The sequence below is a fragment of the Corynebacterium sp. AOP12-C2-36 genome (genome assembly GCF_052379185.1).
Classification (GTDB): domain Bacteria; phylum Actinomycetota; class Actinomycetes; order Mycobacteriales; family Mycobacteriaceae; genus Corynebacterium.
The window spans coordinates 45048-67266 of sequence record NZ_JBQSYJ010000005.1 but is presented as its reverse complement, the minus strand read 5'-3'; the positions used below and the strand labels follow the sequence as shown (position 1 = coordinate 67266).

General features: G+C 70.3%; 20 protein-coding genes. 14 read left to right on the top strand and 6 right to left on the bottom strand.

The window, feature by feature from the left end; genetic code table 11:
• Positions 1-17: 17 nt before the first annotated feature.
• Positions 18-1331, bottom strand: coding sequence for an HNH endonuclease signature motif containing protein (locus ACT3UN_RS05700; protein ID WP_444656679.1), 1314 nt, complete (start codon positions 1329-1331; stop codon positions 18-20).
• Between the two features lie 123 nt (positions 1332-1454).
• On the opposite strand from ACT3UN_RS05700, the gene ACT3UN_RS05695 reads away from it, so the two are divergent.
• From ACT3UN_RS05695 to ACT3UN_RS05655, 9 genes are all read left to right on the top strand, one after another.
• Positions 1455-2723 carry a M18 family aminopeptidase gene (locus tag ACT3UN_RS05695; RefSeq protein ID WP_441579105.1) on the top strand — a complete coding sequence of 423 codons (1269 nt, stop codon included), beginning with the start codon at positions 1455-1457 and terminating at the stop codon, positions 2721-2723.
• On the top strand, positions 2720-3211 hold the full coding sequence (locus tag ACT3UN_RS05690) for a tRNA (cytidine(34)-2'-O)-methyltransferase (protein WP_441579106.1): 492 nt from the start codon (positions 2720-2722) through the stop codon (positions 3209-3211). Before ACT3UN_RS05695 ends, ACT3UN_RS05690 begins: the two co-directional genes overlap by 4 nt.
• A gap of 18 nt (positions 3212-3229) precedes the next feature.
• Positions 3230-4081, top strand: coding sequence for a bifunctional methylenetetrahydrofolate dehydrogenase/methenyltetrahydrofolate cyclohydrolase (locus ACT3UN_RS05685; protein ID WP_301442841.1), 852 nt, complete (start codon positions 3230-3232; stop codon positions 4079-4081).
• The gene (locus ACT3UN_RS05680; RefSeq protein WP_301442842.1) at positions 4078-4473 is read left to right on the top strand and encodes a DUF3017 domain-containing protein; all 396 of its coding nucleotides are present in this window, start codon (positions 4078-4080) and stop codon (positions 4471-4473) included. The genes ACT3UN_RS05685 and ACT3UN_RS05680 overlap by 4 nt, the downstream gene beginning before the upstream one ends.
• Before the next feature lie 2 nt (positions 4474-4475).
• Positions 4476-5405: a TIGR03571 family LLM class oxidoreductase gene (locus ACT3UN_RS05675; RefSeq protein WP_444656677.1), complete on the top strand. Its 930-nt coding sequence runs from the start codon at positions 4476-4478 to the stop codon at positions 5403-5405.
• Positions 5406-5507: 102 nt separating this feature from the next.
• Positions 5508-6686 carry an extracellular solute-binding protein gene (locus tag ACT3UN_RS05670; RefSeq protein WP_301442844.1) on the top strand — a complete coding sequence of 393 codons (1179 nt, stop codon included), beginning with the start codon at positions 5508-5510 and terminating at the stop codon, positions 6684-6686.
• A 2-nt stretch (positions 6687-6688) separates the two neighbouring features.
• Positions 6689-7480, top strand: a complete 792-nt coding sequence (cysT, locus tag ACT3UN_RS05665) for a sulfate ABC transporter permease subunit CysT (RefSeq protein WP_441579107.1) — start codon at positions 6689-6691, stop codon at positions 7478-7480.
• Positions 7477-8280, top strand: a complete 804-nt coding sequence (locus ACT3UN_RS05660; protein ID WP_441582309.1) for a sulfate ABC transporter permease — start codon at positions 7477-7479, stop codon at positions 8278-8280. The genes cysT and ACT3UN_RS05660 overlap by 4 nt, the downstream gene beginning before the upstream one ends.
• On the top strand, positions 8281-9270 hold the full coding sequence (locus ACT3UN_RS05655) for a sulfate/molybdate ABC transporter ATP-binding protein (protein ID WP_301442476.1): 990 nt from the start codon (positions 8281-8283) through the stop codon (positions 9268-9270).
• Positions 9271-9276: 6 nt separating this feature from the next.
• Here the strand turns inward: ACT3UN_RS05655 and metX are convergent, their stop codons facing one another.
• From metX to ACT3UN_RS05640, 3 genes are all read right to left on the bottom strand, one after another.
• Positions 9277-10398, bottom strand: a complete 1122-nt coding sequence (gene metX, locus ACT3UN_RS05650) for a homoserine O-acetyltransferase MetX (protein ID WP_441579701.1) — start codon at positions 10396-10398, stop codon at positions 9277-9279.
• 11 nt (positions 10399-10409) lie between these two features.
• Positions 10410-11750, bottom strand: a complete 1341-nt coding sequence (locus ACT3UN_RS05645; RefSeq protein ID WP_301442478.1) for an O-acetylhomoserine/O-acetylserine sulfhydrylase — start codon at positions 11748-11750, stop codon at positions 10410-10412.
• A 164-nt stretch (positions 11751-11914) separates the two neighbouring features.
• Positions 11915-14170, bottom strand: a complete 2256-nt coding sequence (locus ACT3UN_RS05640) for an NADP-dependent isocitrate dehydrogenase (RefSeq protein ID WP_441579702.1) — start codon at positions 14168-14170, stop codon at positions 11915-11917.
• Positions 14171-14640: 470 nt separating this feature from the next.
• Here ACT3UN_RS05640 and ACT3UN_RS05635 point away from each other — a divergent pair, with 470 nt between their 5' ends.
• A complete protein-coding gene (locus tag ACT3UN_RS05635; RefSeq protein ID WP_301442488.1) occupies positions 14641-15822 on the top strand; it encodes an MFS transporter in 1182 nt (393 codons plus the stop codon).
• A gap of 3 nt (positions 15823-15825) precedes the next feature.
• Positions 15826-16779: an exodeoxyribonuclease III gene (locus ACT3UN_RS05630; RefSeq protein WP_301442480.1), complete on the top strand. Its 954-nt coding sequence runs from the start codon at positions 15826-15828 to the stop codon at positions 16777-16779.
• On the opposite strand, the gene ACT3UN_RS05625 is transcribed toward ACT3UN_RS05630, so the two are convergent.
• Positions 16728-17654: an SLAC1 family transporter gene (locus ACT3UN_RS05625; RefSeq protein WP_441579703.1), complete on the bottom strand. Its 927-nt coding sequence runs from the start codon at positions 17652-17654 to the stop codon at positions 16728-16730. The two genes, ACT3UN_RS05630 and ACT3UN_RS05625, sit on opposite strands and share 52 nt — an antisense overlap.
• Positions 17655-17726: 72 nt before the next feature.
• Between ACT3UN_RS05625 and ACT3UN_RS05620 the strand changes: the two genes are divergently transcribed.
• The 3 genes from ACT3UN_RS05620 to ACT3UN_RS05610 all read left to right on the top strand — a co-directional run bounded on the left by ACT3UN_RS05620 (position 17727) and on the right by ACT3UN_RS05610 (position 20855).
• Positions 17727-18623: a LysR family transcriptional regulator gene (locus ACT3UN_RS05620; RefSeq protein ID WP_444656675.1), complete on the top strand. Its 897-nt coding sequence runs from the start codon at positions 17727-17729 to the stop codon at positions 18621-18623.
• Positions 18624-18634: 11 nt separating this feature from the next.
• Complete coding sequence (gene trpS / locus ACT3UN_RS05615) at positions 18635-19651, top strand: tryptophan--tRNA ligase (protein WP_301442483.1); 1017 nt, start codon at positions 18635-18637, stop codon at positions 19649-19651.
• A gap of 112 nt (positions 19652-19763) precedes the next feature.
• The gene (locus ACT3UN_RS05610; RefSeq protein WP_301442484.1) at positions 19764-20855 is read left to right on the top strand and encodes a YhjD/YihY/BrkB family envelope integrity protein; all 1092 of its coding nucleotides are present in this window, start codon (positions 19764-19766) and stop codon (positions 20853-20855) included.
• Positions 20856-20868: 13 nt separating this feature from the next.
• Here the strand turns inward: ACT3UN_RS05610 and ACT3UN_RS05605 are convergent, their stop codons facing one another.
• Entirely contained in the window at positions 20869-22170 is a 1302-nt protein-coding gene (locus ACT3UN_RS05605; protein WP_301442485.1) for a D-alanyl-D-alanine carboxypeptidase family protein, read from the bottom strand.
• Positions 22171-22219 lie beyond the last annotated feature (49 nt).

The following is a 22219-nucleotide window of genomic DNA, read 5'->3' as shown; positions in this document are numbered from 1 at the left end:
CGTTATACCCTCCGGTGTCAGAACGGCACCTCCGCCCCGTCGTCGTGGAACCCGCCGGTGTTGTGCTCCCGGACCACGGCGTAGCGCCGCGACGCCCGCTCGGCGAAGGTGGTGCGTGCGTAGCCGGCGAGCGGGCCGGAGGGTTCGGTGACGAGGGTGTGGCCGTCGTCGACGCTGGTCCACATCACCGTCCCGTCGCCGGCGATGGTCGGGTCCCACCAGCCCAGGGTCTTGAGCAGGTGGTGGGCGCGGCACAGGCACTGCAGGTTGCGGGTGTCGGTGGGTCCGCCGGCGGCGGGGTCGTCGTGGTCGTAGCGCCGCACGTGGTCGAGGTCGCAGTTCGGTGCGGCGACGTCGCAGCCCGGGAAGCGGCAGGTGCCGTCGCGGCCGCGGACGAAGGTGCGGATCTGGGCGGTGGGGACGTAGGACTCCACCTGGTCGTGCCCGGCGACGCGCAGGTGGGTGACGCGCTCCATGAACTGCTCGGTGGCCATCGCGTCCAGCCAGTGGCCGGAGTCGGTGGCGGCGGTGGCGCCGTCGATGTCGCGGTAGAGGTTGAGCGTGACCTTCACCTCCGCGGTGCCGCGGGCCAGGTGCATCATCGCGTCCGCGCGGGAACACCCCTGGTCCCGGCAGACCGCGTCGAGCACGGTGAGGAACTCCTCGGCCTCGACGGCGGGCAGGACGGCGGTGATCGCCGTGGTCTCCTGGTCGTAGGTGTCCACGTTGACCTGACGCCGCGGCCGCTCGGCGGTGGTGGGTGCGGCGTTCGGGTCCAGGGGGCGGGCGAGCTCGTCGACGTCGTCGATGGCCTTGGCGATCCGGTTGTACAGCGTGCGGGGACCGGGCATGGCCTGCTCGTCGCGTCGCGGGGTGAGTACCTTGATCAGTGCCGTCTCCACCTCGGCGAGGAGTGCGGGGTCGTCCTGAGCGACGCCGTCGGCGGCACGGGCCAGGACACGCAGATGGTCGTAGCCGAGCATGCCGCGGCCCAGGTGCACGGACAGACGCGGCATGCGCAGGCAGAGCAGCCCGACGTCGCAGAAGGTCTCCGCACGTCCGTGGGTGATGGAGGTCTGCGCCTGCAGGCGTGAGTAGTGCTCGGTGACGTCCGCGTCGTCCAGCGGGGTGGAGGCGCGGGCGAGGTCGAGCATTGCCACGTTCATGCGGCGGGTCGCGCTCACGGCGGGGGAGGTGTCGACCTCGACCGACCAGTGGGGGCGGTGGCCGAGGTCCCCCATGAGCTCGTTGGCGACGATGTCGAGTTGGCGAAGGAAGTGGGCGTCCTCCCGGAAGCCGTGACGTGGTGGCGGTGGTGTGGTGTCCGTCATGTCGATCACGCTATCAAGGGCCCCGGACATGAAACGACGGAAAGGCGAATCGATCGAACACATGTTCGTCTTACTGCAGGGCCGACGGTGTCGGTGTCCGTGACGGGTGGTTTACTGGTGGCCATGACAGGCACCGCCGACTATCTCGACTTTATTGACTTCATTGACGCGTCCCCCAGCAGCTACCACGCGGCCGCCGAGGTGGCGTCCCGGCTCGCCGCCGCCGGCTTCCACCGGCAGGACGAGAAGGAGACGTGGGACGCCTCGCCCGGCGGGCACTACATCGTGCGCGGTGGGGCGGTGCTGGCCTGGCGCGTCCCCGAGGGGACGGCCGACAGGTTCCGCATCGTCGGCTCCCACACGGACTCCCCGGGGCTGAAACTCAAGCCCGTCGGCGACATCGTCGGGCCCGGAGGGTGGCGTCAGGCCGCCGTCGAGGTCTACGGCGGGGCCATCCTGCCCGCCTGGCTGGACCGCGAACTGCGGCTCGCCGGACGGGTCGTCCTCGCCGACGGCAGCGAGCACCTGGTGCGCACCGCCCCGGTGCTGCGCGTCCCGCACCTGGCCATCCACCTGGACCGCAGCGTGAACAGCGGCTTCACCCTCGACCGGCAGCAGCACATGCAGCCGGTGTTCGCCGTCGGTGACGGCTCGCCGACGATCGGCGAGGTCGTCGCCGGTGCGCTCGACGTGCCCGACGTGCACGCCGACGACATCCTCGCCCACGACCTGATCACCGTCGACGCCCAGCGCGGCGAGGTCTTCGGTGCACGCGGTGACTTCATCGCCGCCGGGCGCATGGACAACCTCAGCAGCGTCTTCACCTCCCTGGAGGCCTTCCTCTCGGCGGAGGACGTCGACGGGGTCGTCCCGGTGCTCGCAGCCTTCGACCACGAGGAGGTCGGCAGCGCGACGACGAGTGGCGCGGCCGGACCCGTGCTCGAGGACGTGCTGACGCGGACCTCCACGGCGCTGGGGGCGGACGTGGAGGGTACCCGGGCGATGTTCGCCCGGTCGTCCTGCGTCTCCGCCGACGCCGCCCACTCCGTGCACCCGAACTACGCGGGCAAGCACGACGCGGTCAACCGCCCCGTCGTCAACGGCGGCCCGGTGCTGAAGGTCAACGCCAACCAGCGCTACGCCTCCGACGCCGCCACCTCCGCGGCGTGGCGCGCGGCATGCCGTGCCGCCGGGGCCCCCGACCAGGTCTTCGCCGGCCACAACGACGTCCCCTGTGGCTCGACCATCGGGCCGATCACCGCCACCCGGCTCGGCATCCCCACCGTCGACGTCGGTATCCCGCTGCTGTCGATGCATTCGGCCCGGGAGATGGCCGGGGTCCACGACCTGTCCTGGTTCACCGACACGCTGAAGGCCTGGTGGGAGCAGTGAGCGAGAACACCCCGTACTGCCGCATCCTCTTCGAGCACCCGGCTATCCCCGGCAACACCGGGGCAGCGATCCGCCTGTGCGCCGGCACCGGTGCCTCGCTGCACCTGGCCGAGCCGCTGGGCTTCAACTTCGACGACAAGCACCTCAGGCGCGCCGGGCTGGACTACCACGACCTCGCCGACGTGCAGGTGCACCCGTCGTTGGACGCGGCGCTGGACGAACTCGCCGGCGCCGCAGGTGCGCGGGTCTTCGCCTTCACCGCCCACGCCGACACCTGGTACACCGACGTCGACTACGAACCGGGGGACGTCCTGCTCTTCGGCACCGAGCCCACCGGCCTGACGGACGAGGCGCTCGCGGACCCACGGATCACCCGGCAGGTGCGCATCCCGATGCAGGAGGGACGGCGCAGCATGAACCTGTCGAACGCGGCGTCCGTCGCCGCCTACGAGGCGTGGCGGCAGGCGGGGTTCCCGGGCGGACGCTGAGGGTGCCATAATGGTGCGGTGACTGATGCGACCAAGCTTGACGGCAAACTGTACCGCGACGAGATCGTCGAGGACCTCACCCGCCGCGTGGCGGCGCTGAAGGAGAAGGGGGTCACGCCGGGGCTGGCCACCGTCCTCGTCGGCGACGATCCGGGGAGCCACTCCTACGTGAAGATGAAGCACCGCGACTGCGAGCAGATCGGGGTGAACAGCATCCGGCGCGACCTGCCTGCGGACGTCTCGCAGGAGGAGCTCAACGCCGTGATCGACGAGCTCAACGCCGACCCGGCGTGTACCGGCTACATCGTGCAGCTGCCGCTGCCGAAGCACCTGGACGAGAACGCGGTGCTCGAGCGCATCGACCCGGCGAAGGACGCCGACGGCCTGCACCCGGTGAACCTCGGCAAGCTCGTGCTGATGGAGCCGGCGCCGCTGCCCTGCACGCCCAACGGGGCGATCGCGTTGCTGCGTCGCTTCGGCGTGGAGCTCGACGGGGCGAAGACCGTGGTCATCGGCCGTGGTGTGACCGTGGGCCGTCCCATCGGCCTGATGCTCACCCGTCGGACGGAGAACTCCACCGTGGTGCTGTGCCACACCGGGACGAAGGACCTCGCCAAGGAGACCCGGGACGCCGATATCATCGTCGCCGCCGCCGGTAAGCCGCACATGCTCACCGCGGACATGGTGAAGCCCGGCGCCGCGGTGCTGGACGTCGGAGTCTCGCGCGTGGACGGCAAGCTCGCCGGCGACGTGCACCCGGACGTGTGGGGTGTGGCAGGTGCCGTCTCGCCGAACCCCGGCGGCGTCGGCCCGCTGACCCGCGCCTTCCTGGTCCACAACGTGGTGGAACGGGCGGAGCGACTGGTGTGAGCGACGCTCCCGACACCACCGACACTGCAGAATCCGACAAGGCCGACCTCGTCGAGCTGACCCCGGCCGAGCGCCGGACGTTGCTGCGCAACCCGCACGATGCGCGGGTGCCGCACTCGCGGCTCAACCAGACGGTGCAGATGCTGCTGGTCGTGGGGTTCGTGCTGGTGATGGTGGTGGGGCTGGTGTTCCTGGTGGCCGACCGCTGGCGTCGTGGCACGGTGACGGTGGGCACCGGCATGCTGGTGCTCGCCGCACTGCGCTGGATCGTGGACGGGGAGATCCTGGGCGTGCTGTCGGTACGCTCGCGCAAGTTCGACTCGCTGTTCTGTGCCGCGGTGGGGGCGGCGATGCTGCTGGTGGCGGTGTCCGTGGACGCGCTGGGCAGCTAGTCGTGAAGCCCGGTTTCGCCAGGACCTTCGCCGAGGGGGAGATGACCCTGGGGCTGACCCTGCCGCTCGGGGCGACCGGCCCGGACCTGCAGGACGTCGCGGCGCAGGTGGACCTCGTCCGGCTGGCGGAGGACGCCGGCGTCGCCGCGGTGTGGGCGCGCGACATCCCGCTGCGGGTCGAGACCTTCGGTGACGTCGGCCAGGTCCACGACCCGTTCATGTACCTGACCTGGCTCGCCGCGCACACCGACCGGATCGCGTTGGGGACGGCGGCGGTGGTGTTGCCGCTGGCGCACCCGCTGCTGCTGGCGAAGCGCTCGGCCGGGCTCGACCGGCTCAGCGCGGGACGCTTCCTCATGGGTGTGGCCAGCGGGGACCGCCCCGAGGAGTTCCCGGCCTTCGGCCTGGAGAAGGGGGAGCACGCCGCGCTGTTCCGCGAGCACCTGGAGGTGCTGCGCGCGGCGTGGGCGCCGACGGGGCGTCCGGTGCACTGGTCGCGCGGGCGCATGGCGGGTGCGGACGTGGTGCCCACGCCGTCCGGCGGCGCGGTGCCGGTGCTGCCGACGGGGTCGTGCCAGCAGAACATGGACTACAACGCCGCCCACGGCGACGGGTGGCTGACCTACCACCGGTCGCTGCCGCAGCAGAAGGTGATGGTGGACCGCTGGCGGGCGTCCTGCGGCGAGCGGTTCAAACCCTTCGCCGAGTCGATGTGGCTGGAGTTGTCGCAGGACGCCGACCTGCCGGTCGAGGGGCGCGACTTCGGGTACCGCACGGGTCGGCGCGGGTTGCTGGAGATCCTGGCGTCCCAGCGGGCGATGGGGGTCAACCACGTGTCGCTGCACCTCGCCGGGGGTGGGCGACCGGTGGCGGAAGTGCTGGGGGAGCTGGCCGAGCACGTGGTACCGGAGTTCACCGCACTGGACGGGTGATTCCATTCGTGGTGAATGGAACGCTGCGGGGGTCCGGAGGTGGGGCGATAGTGTCTCCTGCGTAGTAGACAGAGCAGTCTGTGCGGAGGAGAGGAAAACCACGTGGCGTTCAAACCCAGCCTGGGGGCGGTACTCGTCGGTGTCGGCCTGGTGGCCGTCGCCGGGGTGTTCGCACTGCCCGGCGGAACCGTCGACGACCCGGGGGTCGTGGACGTCTCGTCCGGCGACGAGCGGTTGAACCTCGTCGCCTACGCCGTCCCCAAGCCCGGTTTCGAGGCCGTGATCCGCGGCTTCCGCGGCACGCCCGAGGGCGCGGACACCGGCTTCGCCGAGAGCTACGGCGCCTCCGGCGACCAGTCGCGCAAGGTTGCCCGCCACCTGCCGACCGACATCGTGAACTTCTCCGTCGAGCCGGACGTGACACGTCTCGTCGACGCCGGCCAGGTGGCCGACGACTGGCGTGAGGACGTCCCCGGCGACGAGTCCGGGAAGTCCGTCCCCTTCGGCTCCGTGGTCTCCTTCGTCACCCGCGAGGGCAACCCGCTGGGCCTGGAGAACTGGGACGACCTGCTGGAACCCGGGGTCGAGGTCATCAGTCCGAACCCCGCGAGCTCCGGCTCGGCGAAGTGGAACCTGCTGGCCCCCTACGCCAGCTGGTTCTTCCAGGCCCTCGACGGCGGCGCCGACACCGGCACCGCCCACTCGGAGGCGCTCGACAAGCTCACCCAGCTGGTCGGGGCGCACTTCACCGTGCGTCCGAAGTCCGGACGCGAGGCCACCTCCGCCTTCGAGAGCGGGCAGGGCGACGTCCTGCTGTCCTACGAGAACGAGGCCATCGAGCTGGACCGCAACGGCGGTCGCATCGACTACACCGTGCCGGACGACACCTTCCGCATCGAGAACCCCGTCGCCCTCGTCGACACCTCCGACGACCCGGACGGCGACCTTGCCAAGGCCACCGAGTTCCGCGACTACCTGTTCACCCCCGAGGCGGAGAAGCTGTGGGCGGCGGAGGGTTTCCGGCCCGGACCCGACCTCTTCGACGACACCACCGACGTCATCGACTCCCTTCCGGCCGGGCAGCGTGACGCCTTCCGCGAGCTGGACACGGTGCACACCGTCGACGAACTCGCCGCGGCCTTCCGCGAGCTCGACCCGGACCTCGACCCCGAGGGCACCGCGGCGGACTGGGACCTGGTCGACCAGGTCCTGTTCAAGCGGGCGAAACCCGGCAGCGGCGAGGACAGCGGCGCCATCACCACGATCTACCAGGCGGTGTGACCATGAGCGACAGGACGACCAAACTCAGCATGGGCACCGCCACACTCTGGCTGTCCGTCATCGTGCTGCTGCCCCTGGTCGCGCTTACCACGGAGGCGTTCTCCGGCGGGATCGGCGGGTTCTGGGAGGCGGTCAGTTCCGAGGGCGCACGCCAGACCCTCTGGGTCACCGCGAAGGTGTCCCTGGCCGTGGCGGTGATCAACATGGTCACCGGCACCCTGATCGCCTGGGTGCTGGTACGCGACGACTTCCCCGGCCGGCGCATCGTGGACGCGGTCATCGACCTGCCGTTCGCCCTGCCCACCATCGTGGCCTCCCTGGTGCTGCTCAGCCTGTACGGGCCGGACAGCCCGATGAACATCACGATCAACGCCACCCAGCCGGCCCTCGTGATCGCCCTGGCGTTCGTCACGCTGCCCTTCGTGGTGCGCTCGGTGCAGCCCGTGCTCATCGAACTCGACCACGACGTGGAGGAGGCCGCCGCCTCGCTCGGGGCGTCCAACGCCACGATCTTCCGCCGCATCATCCTGCCGGCCCTGTGGCCGGCGGTGCTGTCCGGCACCGGCCTGGCCTTCGCCCGCGCGATCGGCGAGTACGGCTCCGTGGTGCTCATCGGCGGCAACATCCCCGGTGAGACCCAGGTCGCCTCCCAGTACATCCAGGAACAGATCGAGTCGGACGTCCCGGCGGCCGCCGCCGCGGTGTCGGTGGCGCTGCTGGTGATCACCTTCGTCGTACTCCTCGTCCTCCGCCTCGTCGGGGACCGCAGCTCCCGGAAGGAGCAGGACGCATGAACCAGTCCAAGAGAAGTGTCCTGACACTGCGCACCCTCGCGCTGGTGTACCTGGCCGTGCTCGTCGCGCTGCCCGTCGGCACGATCCTGTGGCGCACGGTGCAACCCGGCGTCGGCCAGTTCTGGGAGTGGATCACCACCCCGGCGGCGGTGTCGGCGCTGCAGACCTCGCTGCTCATCGTGGTGATCACCGTGCCGCTCAACGTGGTCTTCGGCATCGTCGTCGCCCTCGGACTGGTGCGGGGACGCTTCCCCGGCAAGTCCGTCGTCCAGGCCGTCGTGGACCTGCCCTTCGCGGTGTCGCCGGTGATCGTGGGCGTGGCCCTGATCATGCTGTGGGGCACCGACGGCTGGTTCGGCGGTGTCGAGGACCTCGGCTTCCGGGTGATCTTCGGGCTGCCCGGCATGGTGCTGGCCACCGTGTTCGTCACCCTGCCGTTCATCGTCCGGGAGGTCGAACCGGTGCTGCGTGAGATCGGCACCGAACAGGAGCAGGCGGCGTCCACGCTGGGCGCGTCCTCCTGGCAGACCTTCCGACGGATCACCCTGCCGTCGATCCGCTGGGGCCTGTCCTACGGCGTGGTGCTCACCGTCGCCCGCGCCCTCGGCGAGTTCGGCGCGGTGATCATGGTCGCCTCCGGGTTCGCCGGCGGCGGACAGACCCTGACCCTGCTCGTGCACTCCCGCTACCTCGACGACAACAACGTCTACGGCGCCTACGCCGCGGCGACCCTGCTGATGATCGTCTCCGTGATCGTCCTGGTCGTCATGACCCTGCTGCAGAAGAAGAAGGTTTCCTAGATGACCATCTCCGTCTCCCACGCCGTGAAGACCTACGGCGACTTCACCGCCCTCGACGACGTCTCCCTGGAGATCCCCGAAGGCTCGCTGACCGCCCTGCTCGGCCCGTCCGGCTCCGGAAAGTCCACCCTGCTGCGCACCATCGCCGGGCTGGAACACCCCGACTCCGGTGCCGTCGTGATCGACGGTGCCGACGTGACCCGGCTGTCGCCGCAGGACCGCGGCATCGGGTTCGTCTTCCAGCACTACGCCGCCTTCAAGCACATGACCGTGCGCGACAACGTGGCCTTCGGCCTGTCCGTACGCAAGCGTCCGCGCAAGGAGATCGACGCCCGTGTCGACGAGCTGCTGGAGATCGTCGGCCTGGCCGGCTACCACACGCGCTACCCCTCGCAGCTGTCCGGCGGCCAGCGGCAGCGCATGGCGCTGGCGCGTGCCCTGGCGCCGAACCCGGGCGTCCTGCTGCTCGACGAGCCCTTCGGCGCGCTCGACGCCAAGGTGCGTGAGGACCTGCGCACCTGGCTGCGCCACATGCACGAGGAGTTCACCGTCACCACGGTGCTGGTCACCCACGACCAGGAGGAGGCGCTCGACGTCGCCGACCGCATCGCCGTGATGGGTGACGGACGCATCGAGCAGGTCGGCACCCCCACCGCCCTCTACGACGCCCCGGAGACCCCCTTCGTGCAGTCCTTCCTGGGCCACGTCACCACGCTGGACGGTGCGACGGTACGTCCCCACGACATCCGGCTCGGACGCAACGCCGACCCGGAGGTGCCCGGCAACGAGATCGCCGCCACCGGGGTGCGCGAGGCCGTGGTCCGACGCGTCGCCGTGCTCGGCTTCGAGGTGCGCGTGGAACTCACCGACGCCGCCGACGGCGAGGAGTTCACCGCGCAGATCACTCGCGGCGACGCCCGCACGCTGGGGCTCGGGCCCGCCAGCGTGGGCGAGACGGTGTACGCCCGGGCGACCGCCGCGGCGGGGTAGGCGGGCTCAGCGCTGCGCGAGCAGCGCGGCCTTCGTGAGGAACTTGTCCAGGATCATGGTCATCTGACGGGTCTCGGTGAGGAAGCCGTCGTGACCGGTGGGGGAGGTGATCTTCGACAGTCCGATGAAGTCCCCGAGGTTGCGGGAGAGGTGCTCCTGCTGGTGGTAGGGGTACAGGATGTCGGTGTCGATGCCGGCGACCATCGTCGGCACCTGGGAGGAGCCCAGCACCGCGTTCATGCCGCCGCGCCCGCGTCCCACGTCGTGGCGGTTCAGGGCGTCGGTGAGGATCACGTAGCTGCCGGCGTCGAACCGGGCCTCCAGCTTCTCGGCCTGCCGGTCGAGGTAGCTCTCCACGGCGAATCGCTCCGTGGGGGAGTTGTAGGGGCCGTAGGGGTTCTCGCCGGGCTGCGGTTCGGTGGAGAAGCGCTCGTCGAGCTCGAGCTCACCACGGTAGGTCAGGTGCGCGATGCGGCGGGCCTGGCCGAGACCGTGGGAGGGGATGCGGCCGGAGCCGTGGTAGTCGCCGTCCTGCCAGCAGGGGTCGGCGGTGATGAAGCGGATCTGCGCCGACTGGATGCCGATCTGCCAGGCCGAGGCCCGCGCCGAGACGGCGACGGGCAGGGCGGCCTCCACGACCTCCGGGTACATGAACGTCCACTCCAGCACGCGGGCCCCGCCCATGGACGCACCGACGACGCCGCGGATACGGCGCACCCCCAGTACGTCGATGAGCAGCGTCTTCTCCGCGGCGACGAGGTCGCGGATCGACAGTGCGGGGAAGCGGGACCCCCAGGCCCCGCCGTCCGGGTGCGCCGAGGACGGTCCCGTGGAGCCCTGGCAGCCGCCGAGGCAGTTCGCGCAGAGCACCAGGTAGCGTTCGGTGTCGAGCGCCTGCCCCGGGCCGATGATGCCCGACCACCAGTCGTCGGCGTCGCCGTCGGCGGTCAGGGCGTGCTCGATGACGATCACCGGGCGCGCCACCGCCTCCTCGGCGGTGCCCTCGTACCAGGCGAACAGGCGCAGCTCGGCGCCGGGGACGTCCACGCCCGCCTCGGTGGTGAACGTCCCGATGGGGACGGTCGCCGAGGAGTGGGAGGCGGGCAGGGACCGGGGGTCGATGCTCATGTGCGGTGGCCTCAGCTGATCGCGTCGAAGCCGAGCTGCAGGTCGGCGAGGATGTCCTCGATGTCCTCGATGCCCACCGAGAGCCGGACGGTGGCGAGGTTCACGCCCGCGCGGGCCAGGCCCTTCTGGTCCGACTGGGAGTGCGTGGTGGTCGCCGGGTGCACGACCAGCGAGCGCACGTCGCCGACGTTGGCCAGGTTGGAGTGCAGCTTCAGGGCGTCGATGAAGGCCCAGGCCTTCTCGCGGGCCTCGTCGGACCACACGTCGTCGACGGCGAGGTCGAAGGACAGCACCGAGCCGGTGTACTCCAGGCCCAGCTTCTCCTTGGTGGCGTACCAGGGGGAGTCCGGCAGCCCGGCGTAGTTCACCGTGGCGACGGCGGCGTTCTCGGCGAGGGAGCCGGCGACGATCTCGGCGTTCTCGTTGTGCTTGCGCACGCGCAGGGCGAGGGTGTCCAGGCCCTGGATGGTGACCCAGGCGTTGAAGGCGGACAGTGCGGCGCCGGTGTCGCGCAGCAGGCCCACGCGGGCCTTCAGGCCGAAGGCGGCGGCACCGAGGTCGGCGTACTTCAGGCCGTGGTAGGCGGGGTCCGGGGTGACGAAGGACGGGAAGACCGGCTCGCCGTCGCGCTCGACGGTCCAGTCGAAGGACCCGCCGTCGACGAGGATGCCGCCGAGGCCGGAGCCGTTGCCGGTGTAGAACTTCGTCAGCGAGGCGACGACGACGTCCGCGCCGAGCTCCAGGGGGCGCACCAGCGCGGCGGTGGCGACGGTGTTGTCGACGATCAGCGGCACGTTGTTGCGGTGTGCGACCTCGGCGACGGCCGGGATGTCGAGGACGTCGGCCTGCGGGTTGGCGAAGGTCTCGCCGTAGAAGGCCTTGGTGTTCGGCTGCACGGCGGCCTGCCAGGAGTCCAGGTCGTCCGGGTCCTCGACGAAGGTGACCTCGATGCCCAGGCGGGCGAAGGTGACGCCGAAGAGGGTCTCCGTGCCGCCGTAGAGGCGCGGGGAGGTCACGATGTGGTCACCGGCGCCGGCGAGGTTGAGGATCGCGGCGGTCTCGGCGGCCTGGCCCGAGGCGAAGGCCACGGCGTGCACGCCGCCCTCCAGGGAACCGATGCGGTTCTCCAGGGCCTCCTGGGTGGGGTTGGTCAGCCGGCTGTACACCGGGCCGAGGTCCTCGAGGGCGAAGCGCTGCTTGGCGTGCTCGGCGGAGTCGAAGACGTAGGAGGTGGTGAGGTAGATCGGCTGGTTGCGGGCTCCGGTGTCGGAGTCCACGGTCTGCCCGGCGTGGACGGCGCGGGAGGCGAATCCCCAGGAGGCGGAGTCGGAGTTGTCGTACCTGGTGCTCATGAGTGTGGTGGTCCCTTCGGGGGTCAGAGGTGTCGTTTCGCTGGGAACACGATAACCCACCACCGTCCAGGCAGCAAACAGCTCGGTCTACTTTCGGCGAAATGTGCAGGTCAGCACATTGTCACCGGTAGACCGAGCTGTTCAGTGAAGGGGAGCCGCGCGGATCAGGCGTTGCGGGCGGTGAGCCCGTCGATGACCGCGTTGAAGGTGGCGGACGGGCGCATGACCTTCGTGGTCTTCTCCTCGTCGAGCCAGTAGTAGCCGCCGAGGTCCGCTGAGGACCCCTGGCCGCCACGCATCTCCTTCTTGACGGTCTCGTACTTGGCCTCGAGCTCCTCGGCGACGGGGGCGAAGATCTCGGCGAGCTCGGCGTCGTCCGTCTGCTTCGACAGGTTCAGCGCCCAGTAGCGTGCCAGCCAGTAGTGGCTGCCGCGGTTGTCGATCTCGCCGACGACACGGGCGGGGGAGAGGTCCTCGTTGAGGATGCGCTCCGTCGCCGCGTCCAGCGCGTCCGCCAGGATCGGGGTGCGCGGGTTGTTGTCGGTCTCGGCGAGCTTACGCAGCGACTCGGCCAGGGCCAGGAACTCGCCCAGGGAGTCCCAGCGCAGGTAGTCCTCCTCGATGAGCTGCTGGACGTGCTTCGGTGCGGATCCGCCGGCACCGGTCTCGAACAGCCCGCCACCGGCGATCAGCGGCACGATGGACAGCATCTTGGCGCTGGTGCCCAGCTCCATGATGGGGAAGAGGTCGGTGAGGTAGTCACGCAGCACGTTGCCGGAGACCGAGATGGTGTCCTCGCCGGCGCGGATGCGGTCCACGGACAGCTGGCAGGCGTCCACCGGGGAGAGGATGCGCAGGTCCAGGCCCTCGATGTCGCCGACCAGGTCGGTGTCCTTGAGGTACTCCTCGACCTTGGCGGTCATGTTGCGGTCGTGGGCGCGCTCCGGGTCGAGCCAGAACACGGCCGGGGCACCGGTGTCGCGGGCACGGCTCACGGCCAGCTTCACCCAGTCGCGGATCGGCACGTCCTTGGCCTGGCAGGCACGCCACACGTCGCCGGGGGCGACGGTGTGAGACATGAGCACCTCACCGGAGGAGTCGACGACCTCGACGGTGCCGGCGGTGGCGATCTTGAAGGTCTTGTCGTGGGAGCCGTACTCCTCGGCCTTTTGCGCCATCAGGCCCACGTTGGGCACGGTGCCCATCGTGGTCGGGTCGAAGGCGCCGTTCTTCCGGCAGTCCTCGATCACGGTCTGGAACACGCCGGCGTAGGAGGAGTCCGGGATGACGGCGAGGGCGTCCTGCTCCGCGTCGTCCTTGTTCCACATGTGGCCGCCGCTGCGGATCATCGCCGGCATGGAGGCGTCGACGATGATGTCGGACGGCACGTGCAGGCCGGTGATGCCCTTGTGCGAGTTGACCATGGCCAGGTCCGGGCCGTCCGCCAGGCCCTTGTCGAAGGCGGCGCGGATCTCGGCGGCCAGGTCGGCGCCGATCTCGTCGGCGTAGTCCTCGAGGCCGGAGTAGATGGCCGCGAGGCCGTTCTCGCCGTTGAGGCCCTTGGCGAAGAGCGTCTCGCCGTAGGTGTCGAAGACGTCGGAGAAGAAGGCGCGCACCACGTGGCCGAAGATGATCGGGTCGGAGACCTTCATCATCGTGGCCTTCAGGTGTGCGGAGAAGAGGATGCCCTCCTCCTTGGCGCGGGCGACCTGCGCCTTGAGGAAGGCGTCGAGGTCCGTGGCGCGCAGGACGGTCGTGTCGACGATCTCCTTGTCGAGCACCTTCAGGCCGTCCTTCAGGACGGTGGTCTCGCCGTCGTCACCGACGAGGCGGATGGTGAGGGTGTCGTCGCCGTCGATGACCACGGACTGCTCGTTGTGGCGGAAGTCGCCGTCCGACATGGTCGCGACGTTCGTCTTCGAGTCGGCCGACCACTCGCCCATACGGTGCGGGTGCTTGCGGGCGAAGTTCTTGACCGCCTTGGGGGCACGGCGGTCGGAGTTGCCCTCGCGCAGCACCGGGTTGACCGCGGAGCCCTTGACGGAGTCGTAGCGGGCGCGGGCGTCCTTCTCCTCGTCGGTGGACGGCTCGTCCGGGTAGTCGGGCAGGTCGTAACCGTGGGCCTGCAGCTCGGCGACGGCGGCCTTGAGCTGCGGGACGGACGCCGAGATGTTCGGCAGCTTGATGATGTTGGCGTCCGGCTGCTTGGTGAGCTCGCCGAGCTCGGCGAGGGCGTCGTGGACACGCTGGTTCTCCGGCAGGACGTCGTCGAACGCCGAGAGGATGCGGGCGGCCAGGGAGATGTCCCGGGTCTCCACGGCCACGCCGGTGGTGGAGGCGAAGGCCTCGATGACGGGCTTCAGCGAGTAGGTCGCGAGCAGTGGTGCTTCGTCGGTTCGCGTGTAGATGATCTTGGCCATGGGCCGGTGTCTCCCTCTTCGATAGTCACGCCGGTGGTCACCGGCTGGTGCCGCGGCCGGTCGGCCGTCCCCTCGTGAGGGACGCCGACGGGGCGCACCTGCGTAATGTCGTCTCGTTATCTCAGTGAACTGCCCCGCGGGTCCTTCCTGTGGAAAGGTTCCGCCCGGGCATCTACCATCGCGATGATACGGCAATGCCGGTCGCGTCGGCGGGCGAGGGTTGGCTCCGGGACGAAAGAAGGCGCCCGATACCCTACACCCGGGGAGAGACCGTTATCTCGGTATCAGTGAAGTCTCCCCGACAGACGCCTGGAATATATCTGAATCGATACGGGTTGATCATTGACTGTGACCGTGAACTACTGACCGAGGAGCCACCCGTGACCGAAACCGACACCGCGCCGTCGCGCCTGAAGCGGCTCACCGACCTGCCGCGTCCGCACCGTCGTCCGCTGCCACGGCAGACGGAGATGGGGCGCCGCCGGCGCCCCATCGCGATCCTCATGCTCGCCCTCGGCGGGTTCGGCATCGGCACCACCGAGTTCGTCGCGATGGGTCTGCTGAACTACATCGCCGACGACTTCTCCATCTCCGAGGCCACCGCCGGGCACGTCATCACCGCCTACGCCCTGGGTGTGGTCGTCGGCGCCCCGGTGATCACGGCGCTGACCGGGTCGATGCCGCGGCGTCGGCTGGTGCTGATCCTCATGGCGGCGTTCACCGTGGGCAACGCGCTCAGCGTGCTCGCCGGCTCCTACGGGCTGCTGATGCTGTCGAGGTTCATCGCCGGCATCCCGCACGGCGCCTACTTCGCCGCCGCCGCGCTGATCGGCGCGTCCATGGCGGACCCGGGCAAGCGCGGCCGTGCGGTGGCGCAGGTGTCGATGGGGCTGTCGGTGGCCACCGTCGCCGGCGTGCCCGCCGCACAGTGGATCGGCCAGCAGCTCGGCTGGAACGCCGCCTTCGCCCTGGTCGCGGTGATCGGCCTGGTCACCCTGGTCGGCCTGTGGTACTCGCTGCCGCACATGACGATGATGCCGGCGACGCGTCCGGCGACCGAGCTCAGTGCCCTGGTGAACCCGCAGGTGATGCTCACGCTGCTGCTCGGCACGGTCGGCTTCGGCGGCATGTTCTGCGTGTACACCTACATCTCCTGGACGATGACCGAGCGCGCGGGCTTCCCGGAGAGCTTCATGTGGCTGGTGCTCATGGTCTACGGCGTGGGCATGGTCGCCGGCACCTACGTGGGCGGCCGGCTGTCGGACGTCAACGTGGAGGGCACGATCTTCGGCTCCCTGGTGGCCATGGTGGTCATGCTCGGCGCGTTCTACTTCACGAGCTCGGTCGCCTGGCTGGCCATCGTGAACTTCGGGCTGATCGCCATGTCCGGCTCGGTGATGACGATCAACCTGCAGACCCGTCTGATGGACGTCGCCGGGGACGCGCAGAACCTCGCCGCCTCGATGAACCACTCCGCGCTGAACCTGGCCAACGCCGCCGGTGCGGCCGTCGGTGGCGCGGTGATCAGCGCCGGGTACTCCTACTCGGCACCGGCGTTGGCGGGCATGGGCATGGCGTTGTGCGGTATCGCGGTCTTCGTGCCGACCTACCTCCTGCGCCGTCGTGCCGGGACACCGCCCGCTAGTGTCTAGGGCATGAGCATCACAGTCGCCACCGTCAACGTCAACGGCATCCGTGCCGCCGCGAAGGTCCGCAACGAGGACAACCACGGGATCCTGCCGTGGCTGGAGTCCACCCCGGCGGAGGTGGTGCTGCTGCAGGAGGTGCGCGCCACCCCGGAGCAGACGCAGAAGGCGCTGGCCCCGGCACTGGAGGCCGGCTGGCATCTGGTGCAGGCGGAAGCCGCGGCGAAGGGACGCGCCGGGGTCGCCGTCCTGTCGCGCCATGCGATCGAGGACGTGCAGGTCGGTTTCGGGGAGGGCTTCAGCACCGAGTTCGACGACGCCGGACGCTACATCGAGGCCACCACCGCCGGCCTGCGCGTGGCCAGCGTCTACCTGCCGTCCGGCGCGGAGGGGACCGCGAAGCAGGACGAGAAGTTCCGCTTCCTCGACGTCTTCGGCCCCTACCTGGAGCAGCAGGCCGCGGTACACCCGCAGATGGTCGTGGGCGGGGACTGGAACATCTGCCACCGGCGTCAGGACCTGAAGAACTGGCGTCCCAACCGGAAGAAGTCCGGGTTCCTGCCGTCCGAACGCGCGTTCATGGACTCGGTGTTCGGCACCTTCCCCGACGGGGCGACGCAGGTCGGCGACCCCACCGACGCAGGACGCACCGGCAACCCGGCGGGTCAGCCGTCCGACTACGTCGGCGCGGTGGAGTACGTCCCCGCCGGGGCGGCGCCGCAGGCGGCGCAGGAACCGCGCTGGTTCGACGCCCTGCGTCGGCTCCACCCGGACGAGGACGGCCCGTACTCGTGGTGGACGTGGCGTGGCAAGGCCTTCGACACGGGCGCCGGCTGGCGCATCGACTACCAGGCCGCGACGTCCGACCTGATGGACCGCGTCGAGGCCGCCTGGGTGGACCGGGCGGAGCACTACGACCTGCGCTGGAGCGACCACTCGCCGGTGCTGGTCACGTACAGCTGACCTGCCAGTCCCGCCGTGGCGAGGGCGACGTGCAGCACGAGCAGTGCGAGCAGCACGGCGCTGACCCCGTCCAGCCAGGCGGCACCGGTGGCGAGGGACAGGTGGTGGGTGCCCAGGCTGCAGGTGCCGACGGGGAAGGTGCAGGACCACCAGGCGGGGCCGTAGGTGGCGAGGGACGTGGCCGGCGGGGTCCGCAGCAGCGTCCCCCAGTGGACCCGCAGGGCCCACAGTGCGGCGGGGACCCCCAGGGCGAGGACGGCACCGGCGTAGACCGTGCACCCGGCGAGCAGCAGGGCGGCGGTGGCGCTCTGACCGACGATGCCGAGGGGGATCCACGCCGTGGCCGCGGCCGGCGGTTCCGGGTGCCGTCCTGCGGTGAGGTAGACGAGACAGAGGGCGGGGACGCCGGTCAGCAGCGACGCCACGAAACATAGCGTACCGGGCAGCGGGTGGCCCAGCTGGGCGGCGTTGGTGGCGGCCACCATCGGGGTGACCAGGGGTAACGCCGCCGGGAACGTGCGGGGCAGTCTGCCGCGCACCAGGGCCAGGGTCTGCGGAACGAACACGACGACGGCGGCGACGGTCCCGACCAGCCAGGTGACCAGGTGGACCGTGGTGAACCCGAGGGTGGAGTCGGCGGCGGAGCCGAGGGCCAGGACACCCATCGTCACCGTCGACCAGGCCGGCAGGTCGGTGGTCCGCCAGCTTCGGCCCCCGCTGAGCAGCACGACGGCGACAAGGACGGCGACGACGGTCACGACACCGCCCGCGACACTCCCGACGTGGACCCCGACCATCGACGCGGTGACGGAGACTCCCATCAGCGCCCCGCCCCAGGCGGGGCCGGGTGCGGGGAGGGGCGTCGCGGTGGTCATGGTTGCCGACCGTAGCCGGGGCGGACGCGGACCGGGGATAACGGTGCAGGTGGAACGGGGTACAGTGACCATATGTACCCCCACGTCCCGCCGGTCGACCAGATCGCCACCCTCGTCGCCGTCGACGAGCACCGCAGCATCGCCGCCGCGGCACGTGACCTGGGGCTGAGCCAGCAGACGGTCAGCGCCCGGGTGGCCGCGGCGGAGAAGACGCTCGGCGTGGTGGTCTTCCGCCGCGGGGTGGGGGGATCGGAGCCCACGGAGCGGGGCAGGACCGTGCTGGACGCCGCCCGCGACCTGCTCGGCGCGGCGGGCGAGTTCTCCCGCACGGTCGCGGCGACGACGCGTCCGGACGCGGTGCGCTCACTGCCCGTGGCGGTGTCGAACACCGTCGCCGAACTGTACTTCCCGACGTGGGCCGCACGCTTCCACCGGGAGAACCCGGCGGTGCGCCTGCTGTTGCGCTCGCGCAACAGCGCCGAGGTGTGCGAGGCGGTGGCGGGAGGGGAGTGCGTCCTGGGCTTCGTCGAGGGCGCGGAGGTCTCGCACGGCCTGGCGTCCGACGTCGTCGGGGTGGACGACCTCATCCTCGTCGTCCCGCCGACACACCCGTGGGCCGGGACGGGGGTGACCGCGGGGCAGCTGCGCCGCACCCCGCTGATCACCCGGGAGCAGGGCTCGGGCAGCCGCGAGATCGTGGAGGCGGCCCTGGGCCCGCTGGCCGAACCCGCCGGGGAGTTCGGTTCCCTGGCCGCGCAACGCGCCGCGGTGACCGGGATGGGGGAGCCGACGGTGATCGCCGCGCGGGCGGTGTCGGCGCAACTGGCGTCCGGCGAGCTCGTGGCGGTCCCCGTGACCGGCGTGATCTTCCGTCGGATGCTGCGCGCGGTGTACCCGCGGGGCCGTCCGCTGGGAGTGGGGGACCCGGATGCGGAGGCACTGCTACGGATCGCCAAAGTGCGCGGGTAACATGTGCTGCCATGAGCGATGAAGCACAGATCAAGCGCGTCCTGTCCGGCATCCAGCCCACGGCGGACTCCTACCACCTCGGGAACTACCTCGGGGCGGTCCGGCAGTGGATCGACCTGCAGGACGGGTACGACGCCTTCTACTTCATCCCCAACCTCCACGCCATCACCGTGGACCAGGACCCCACCGAACTGCGCGAGCGCACGCTCGCCGGGGTGGCGCAGCTGCTGGCGCTGGGCATCGACCCGGAGAAGTCCACGATCTTCGTGCAGTCCCAGGTGCCCCAGCACGCCGAGCTGGCGTGGGTGCTGACCTGCCTCACCGGCTTCGGCGAGGCCTCGCGGATGACCCAGTTCAAGGACAAGTCCGCCAAGCGTGGTGCCGAGCGCACCTCCGCCGGCCTGTTCATGTACCCGATGCTCATGGCCGCGGACATCCTGCTCTACCGCCCGCAGCTCGTGCCCGTGGGCGAGGACCAGCGCCAGCACCTGGAACTGACCCGCAACCTGGCCGAGCGCTTCAACGCCCGCTTCGGCGAGACGTTCGTGGTGCCGGACGGGTTCATCCCGGAGGGTGCGGCGAAGATCTACGACCTGCAGGACCCCACGGCGAAGATGAGCAAGTCCGGCGACAACCCCAAGGGCCTGGTCAACCTGCTCGACGACCCGAAGACCTCCGCCAAGCGGATCAGGTCCGCGGTGACGGACACCGACGGCGAGATCCGCTTCGACCGGGAGAACAAGCCCGGTGTGTCCAACCTGCTGGTGATCCAGTCCGCCCTCACGCGGCGCAGCGTGGACGACATCGTCGCCGACTACCAGGCGGCCGGGGCGCAGTACGGTGCGCTGAAGGTCGACACCGCCGAGGCACTCACGGCGTTCACCACCCCGCTGAAGGCCCGCTACGACGAGTACATGGCCGACCCCGCCGAGCTGCAGCGCATCCTCGACCGGGGAGCCGAGAAGGCCGGCGTCGTCGCCGAGTCCGTGGTCGCCGACGTGTACGGGAAGATGGGGTTGCTGAGGTAGGGGTCCACGTCGCTGGCCATGAACTAGTGTGGTGCCACGGGTACGACCTTTAATACCGACGACCAAGAGACATACACAAGACCAAGAGACATACACAAGAGGAGTCCTTCCGATGGCTCGCACGATCACCGCCTCCGACCGGGATAAGTTGGACGACCACGGCATCGAACGGTCCACGGACGACTCCCCGGGGGCGATCGACCGCTACCGGGACAAGTGGCCGTGGTTCGACCACGTGATGCGCATGAACGAGCGCTACACCGACCAGGGTGGCAACCACTTCGCCGCCGGCATCACCTACTTCTCGGTCCTGTCGATCTTCCCGCTGATCATGCTGGTCTTCGCGACCGTGGCGATGGTCGTGGCCGGCAACGAGGAACTGCTCGACGAGATCATGGACACCGTGACCGAGTCGGCGGGCGGTGAGCTCGGCGACACGATCAACGACATCATCACCCAGGCGATCGACCAACGTGGCAGCGTGTTCGGCATCGGCCTCGTGCTGGCCCTGTGGACCGGGCTGGGGTGGATGGCCAACCTGCGCATGGGTGTCTCCGAGATGTGGAAGGTCCCCGGCAAGGCGGAGAACTTCCTCAAGGGCAAGATCAGCGACCTGGTCGGCCTGTTCGGCCTGCTCATCGCGCTGGCGGTGGCGTTCGCCGTGACCGCGATCGGCGGCGGCGGTTTCACCACGAGTGCGCTGGACGCCATCGGGCTGGGCGACGTCCCCGGCATCAGGTTCATCACCTGGCTGGTGGCCCTGGTCGTGGCGCTGATCGCCAACTGGATCGTCTTCTTCTGGCTGATGCTCTACCTGCCGCGGTACCGCGTCCCGCGCCCGGCGGCGGCCCGTGCCGCGGTGATCGGGGCGGTGGCCTTCGAGGTCATCAAGCAGGTGGCCACGATGATCTTCTCCAACGCGCTGTCCAACCCGGCGGGCGCGGCCTTCGGCCCGGTCATCGGTGTGATGGTCGTGCTCTACCTGGTCTGGCGGGTCACGCTCTACCTCGCCGCCTGGACCGCGACCACCCCGGAGGCGCTGGCGGAGATGGTGCCGGACGCACCGCCCGCCGCGGTCATCCGCGTGCGCCAGGAGGTGCGGCCCGGGGCGCGTTCCCTCAGCCCCGTCGGGATGGTCGGGATCGGCACCGCCGTCGGTGCGGCCGCGGCCGGCCTGCTCGGCCGGGCCCGACGCCGCCGGTAGGTTCCTGCCGCGTTCAGCGGCGCCGGAAGCGCGCCGCGCCCGCGGCGAGCACGCCGAGCAGCAGGACGGCGATGCCGACGCCGGCGATCGCACGCACGTCCACGCCGTCGGGGGAGTCAGAGGCATCGGACGCGTCCTGCGCCGTGGCGTCCTGCGCGGCGGTCTCCTGCGGGGCGGGTTCCTCCTCCGGTGCGTCGAGCGTGCCGATGGACGCGTCGGCCGGGGCGGCGAAGGCGGCGTCGAGAATGGCGCTGGCCTGCTCCGCGGGGCGTCCTGCGGCGATCGTGGAGTTCAGCAGCACCACGCCGAGGGTGCGTCCGTCGCGTTCCGCGGCGACCGAGAAGGTGTGGCGGGCGTTGTCGGTGAAGCCGGTCTTGCCGCCGATCGTGCCCGGGTAGTTGAACAGCATCTCGTTGTCGCTGGAGAGCTCGAAACCCTCCATGTCGTCGTAGCCGGGGAAGTCCATGGTCTCCTGGCCGAGGATCGCGCGGGCGTCCTCCCGCTGGAAGACCTCGCGGTAGATCAGGGCCATGTCGTAGGCGGTGGTCTGCACCCCGGGGCTGTCGAGCCCGTGCACGGTGACCACGCGGGTGGCCTGCGTGCCCAACGAATCGGCCAGCTCCTGCATCTTCGCCACCGTGGCCTCCTGGCCGCCCATGGCCTCGGCGAGCGCGATCGCGGCGTCGTTGCCGGAACGCATCGCCAGGCCCAGCAGCAGCTCACGGGCGGTGTAGCGTCCGCCCGGGCCCACACCCACCTGGGAACCGTCCACGGCCACGGCCTCGTCACTGACCGGGACGACCTGGTCCATGTCGAGGTTGTCCAGCGCGGTCATCAGCAGCAACGCCTTGATGATCGACGCCGGACGGTACAGCCCGTAGGGGTCCTTGGTGGCCAGCACGTCGCCGGAGTCGACGTCGTACACCATGTAGCTGCCCAGGCTGAGCCGCTCCGGCATGTCCAGGCCCGGTGCGGAGACCGGGCCGCACGTGTCGAGCGCCTCGCCGCCGGGGTCCGGACGCTCCACCGTGATCGGCGCCGGGGCGTCCTGCCCCTCGTCCGGCAGTGCGTCGGCGTCGAACGCCGGGGGGAGCTCCGCGGCGAAGGGGCAGCGGTCCGTGTCGAGGAAACGGTCCGGCGGCAACGGGGCGCCCGGGTCGGCGGTCAACGGCAGCCAGTCGTCCTTCTCCACGCCGTTGAGTCCGGTCTCCGCGAAGGCGGGGGCGGCGAGCGGACCGGCGAGGCTGACCGCCAACGACGCGGTGAGGACGGTGGCCGTGAGGGAGCGGCGGCGGGGGAGAGTGTGTGCGTTCATCGGGCACCTATTCTATCGCCAGCGGGGCCGGGCACGGACATCGTGACTG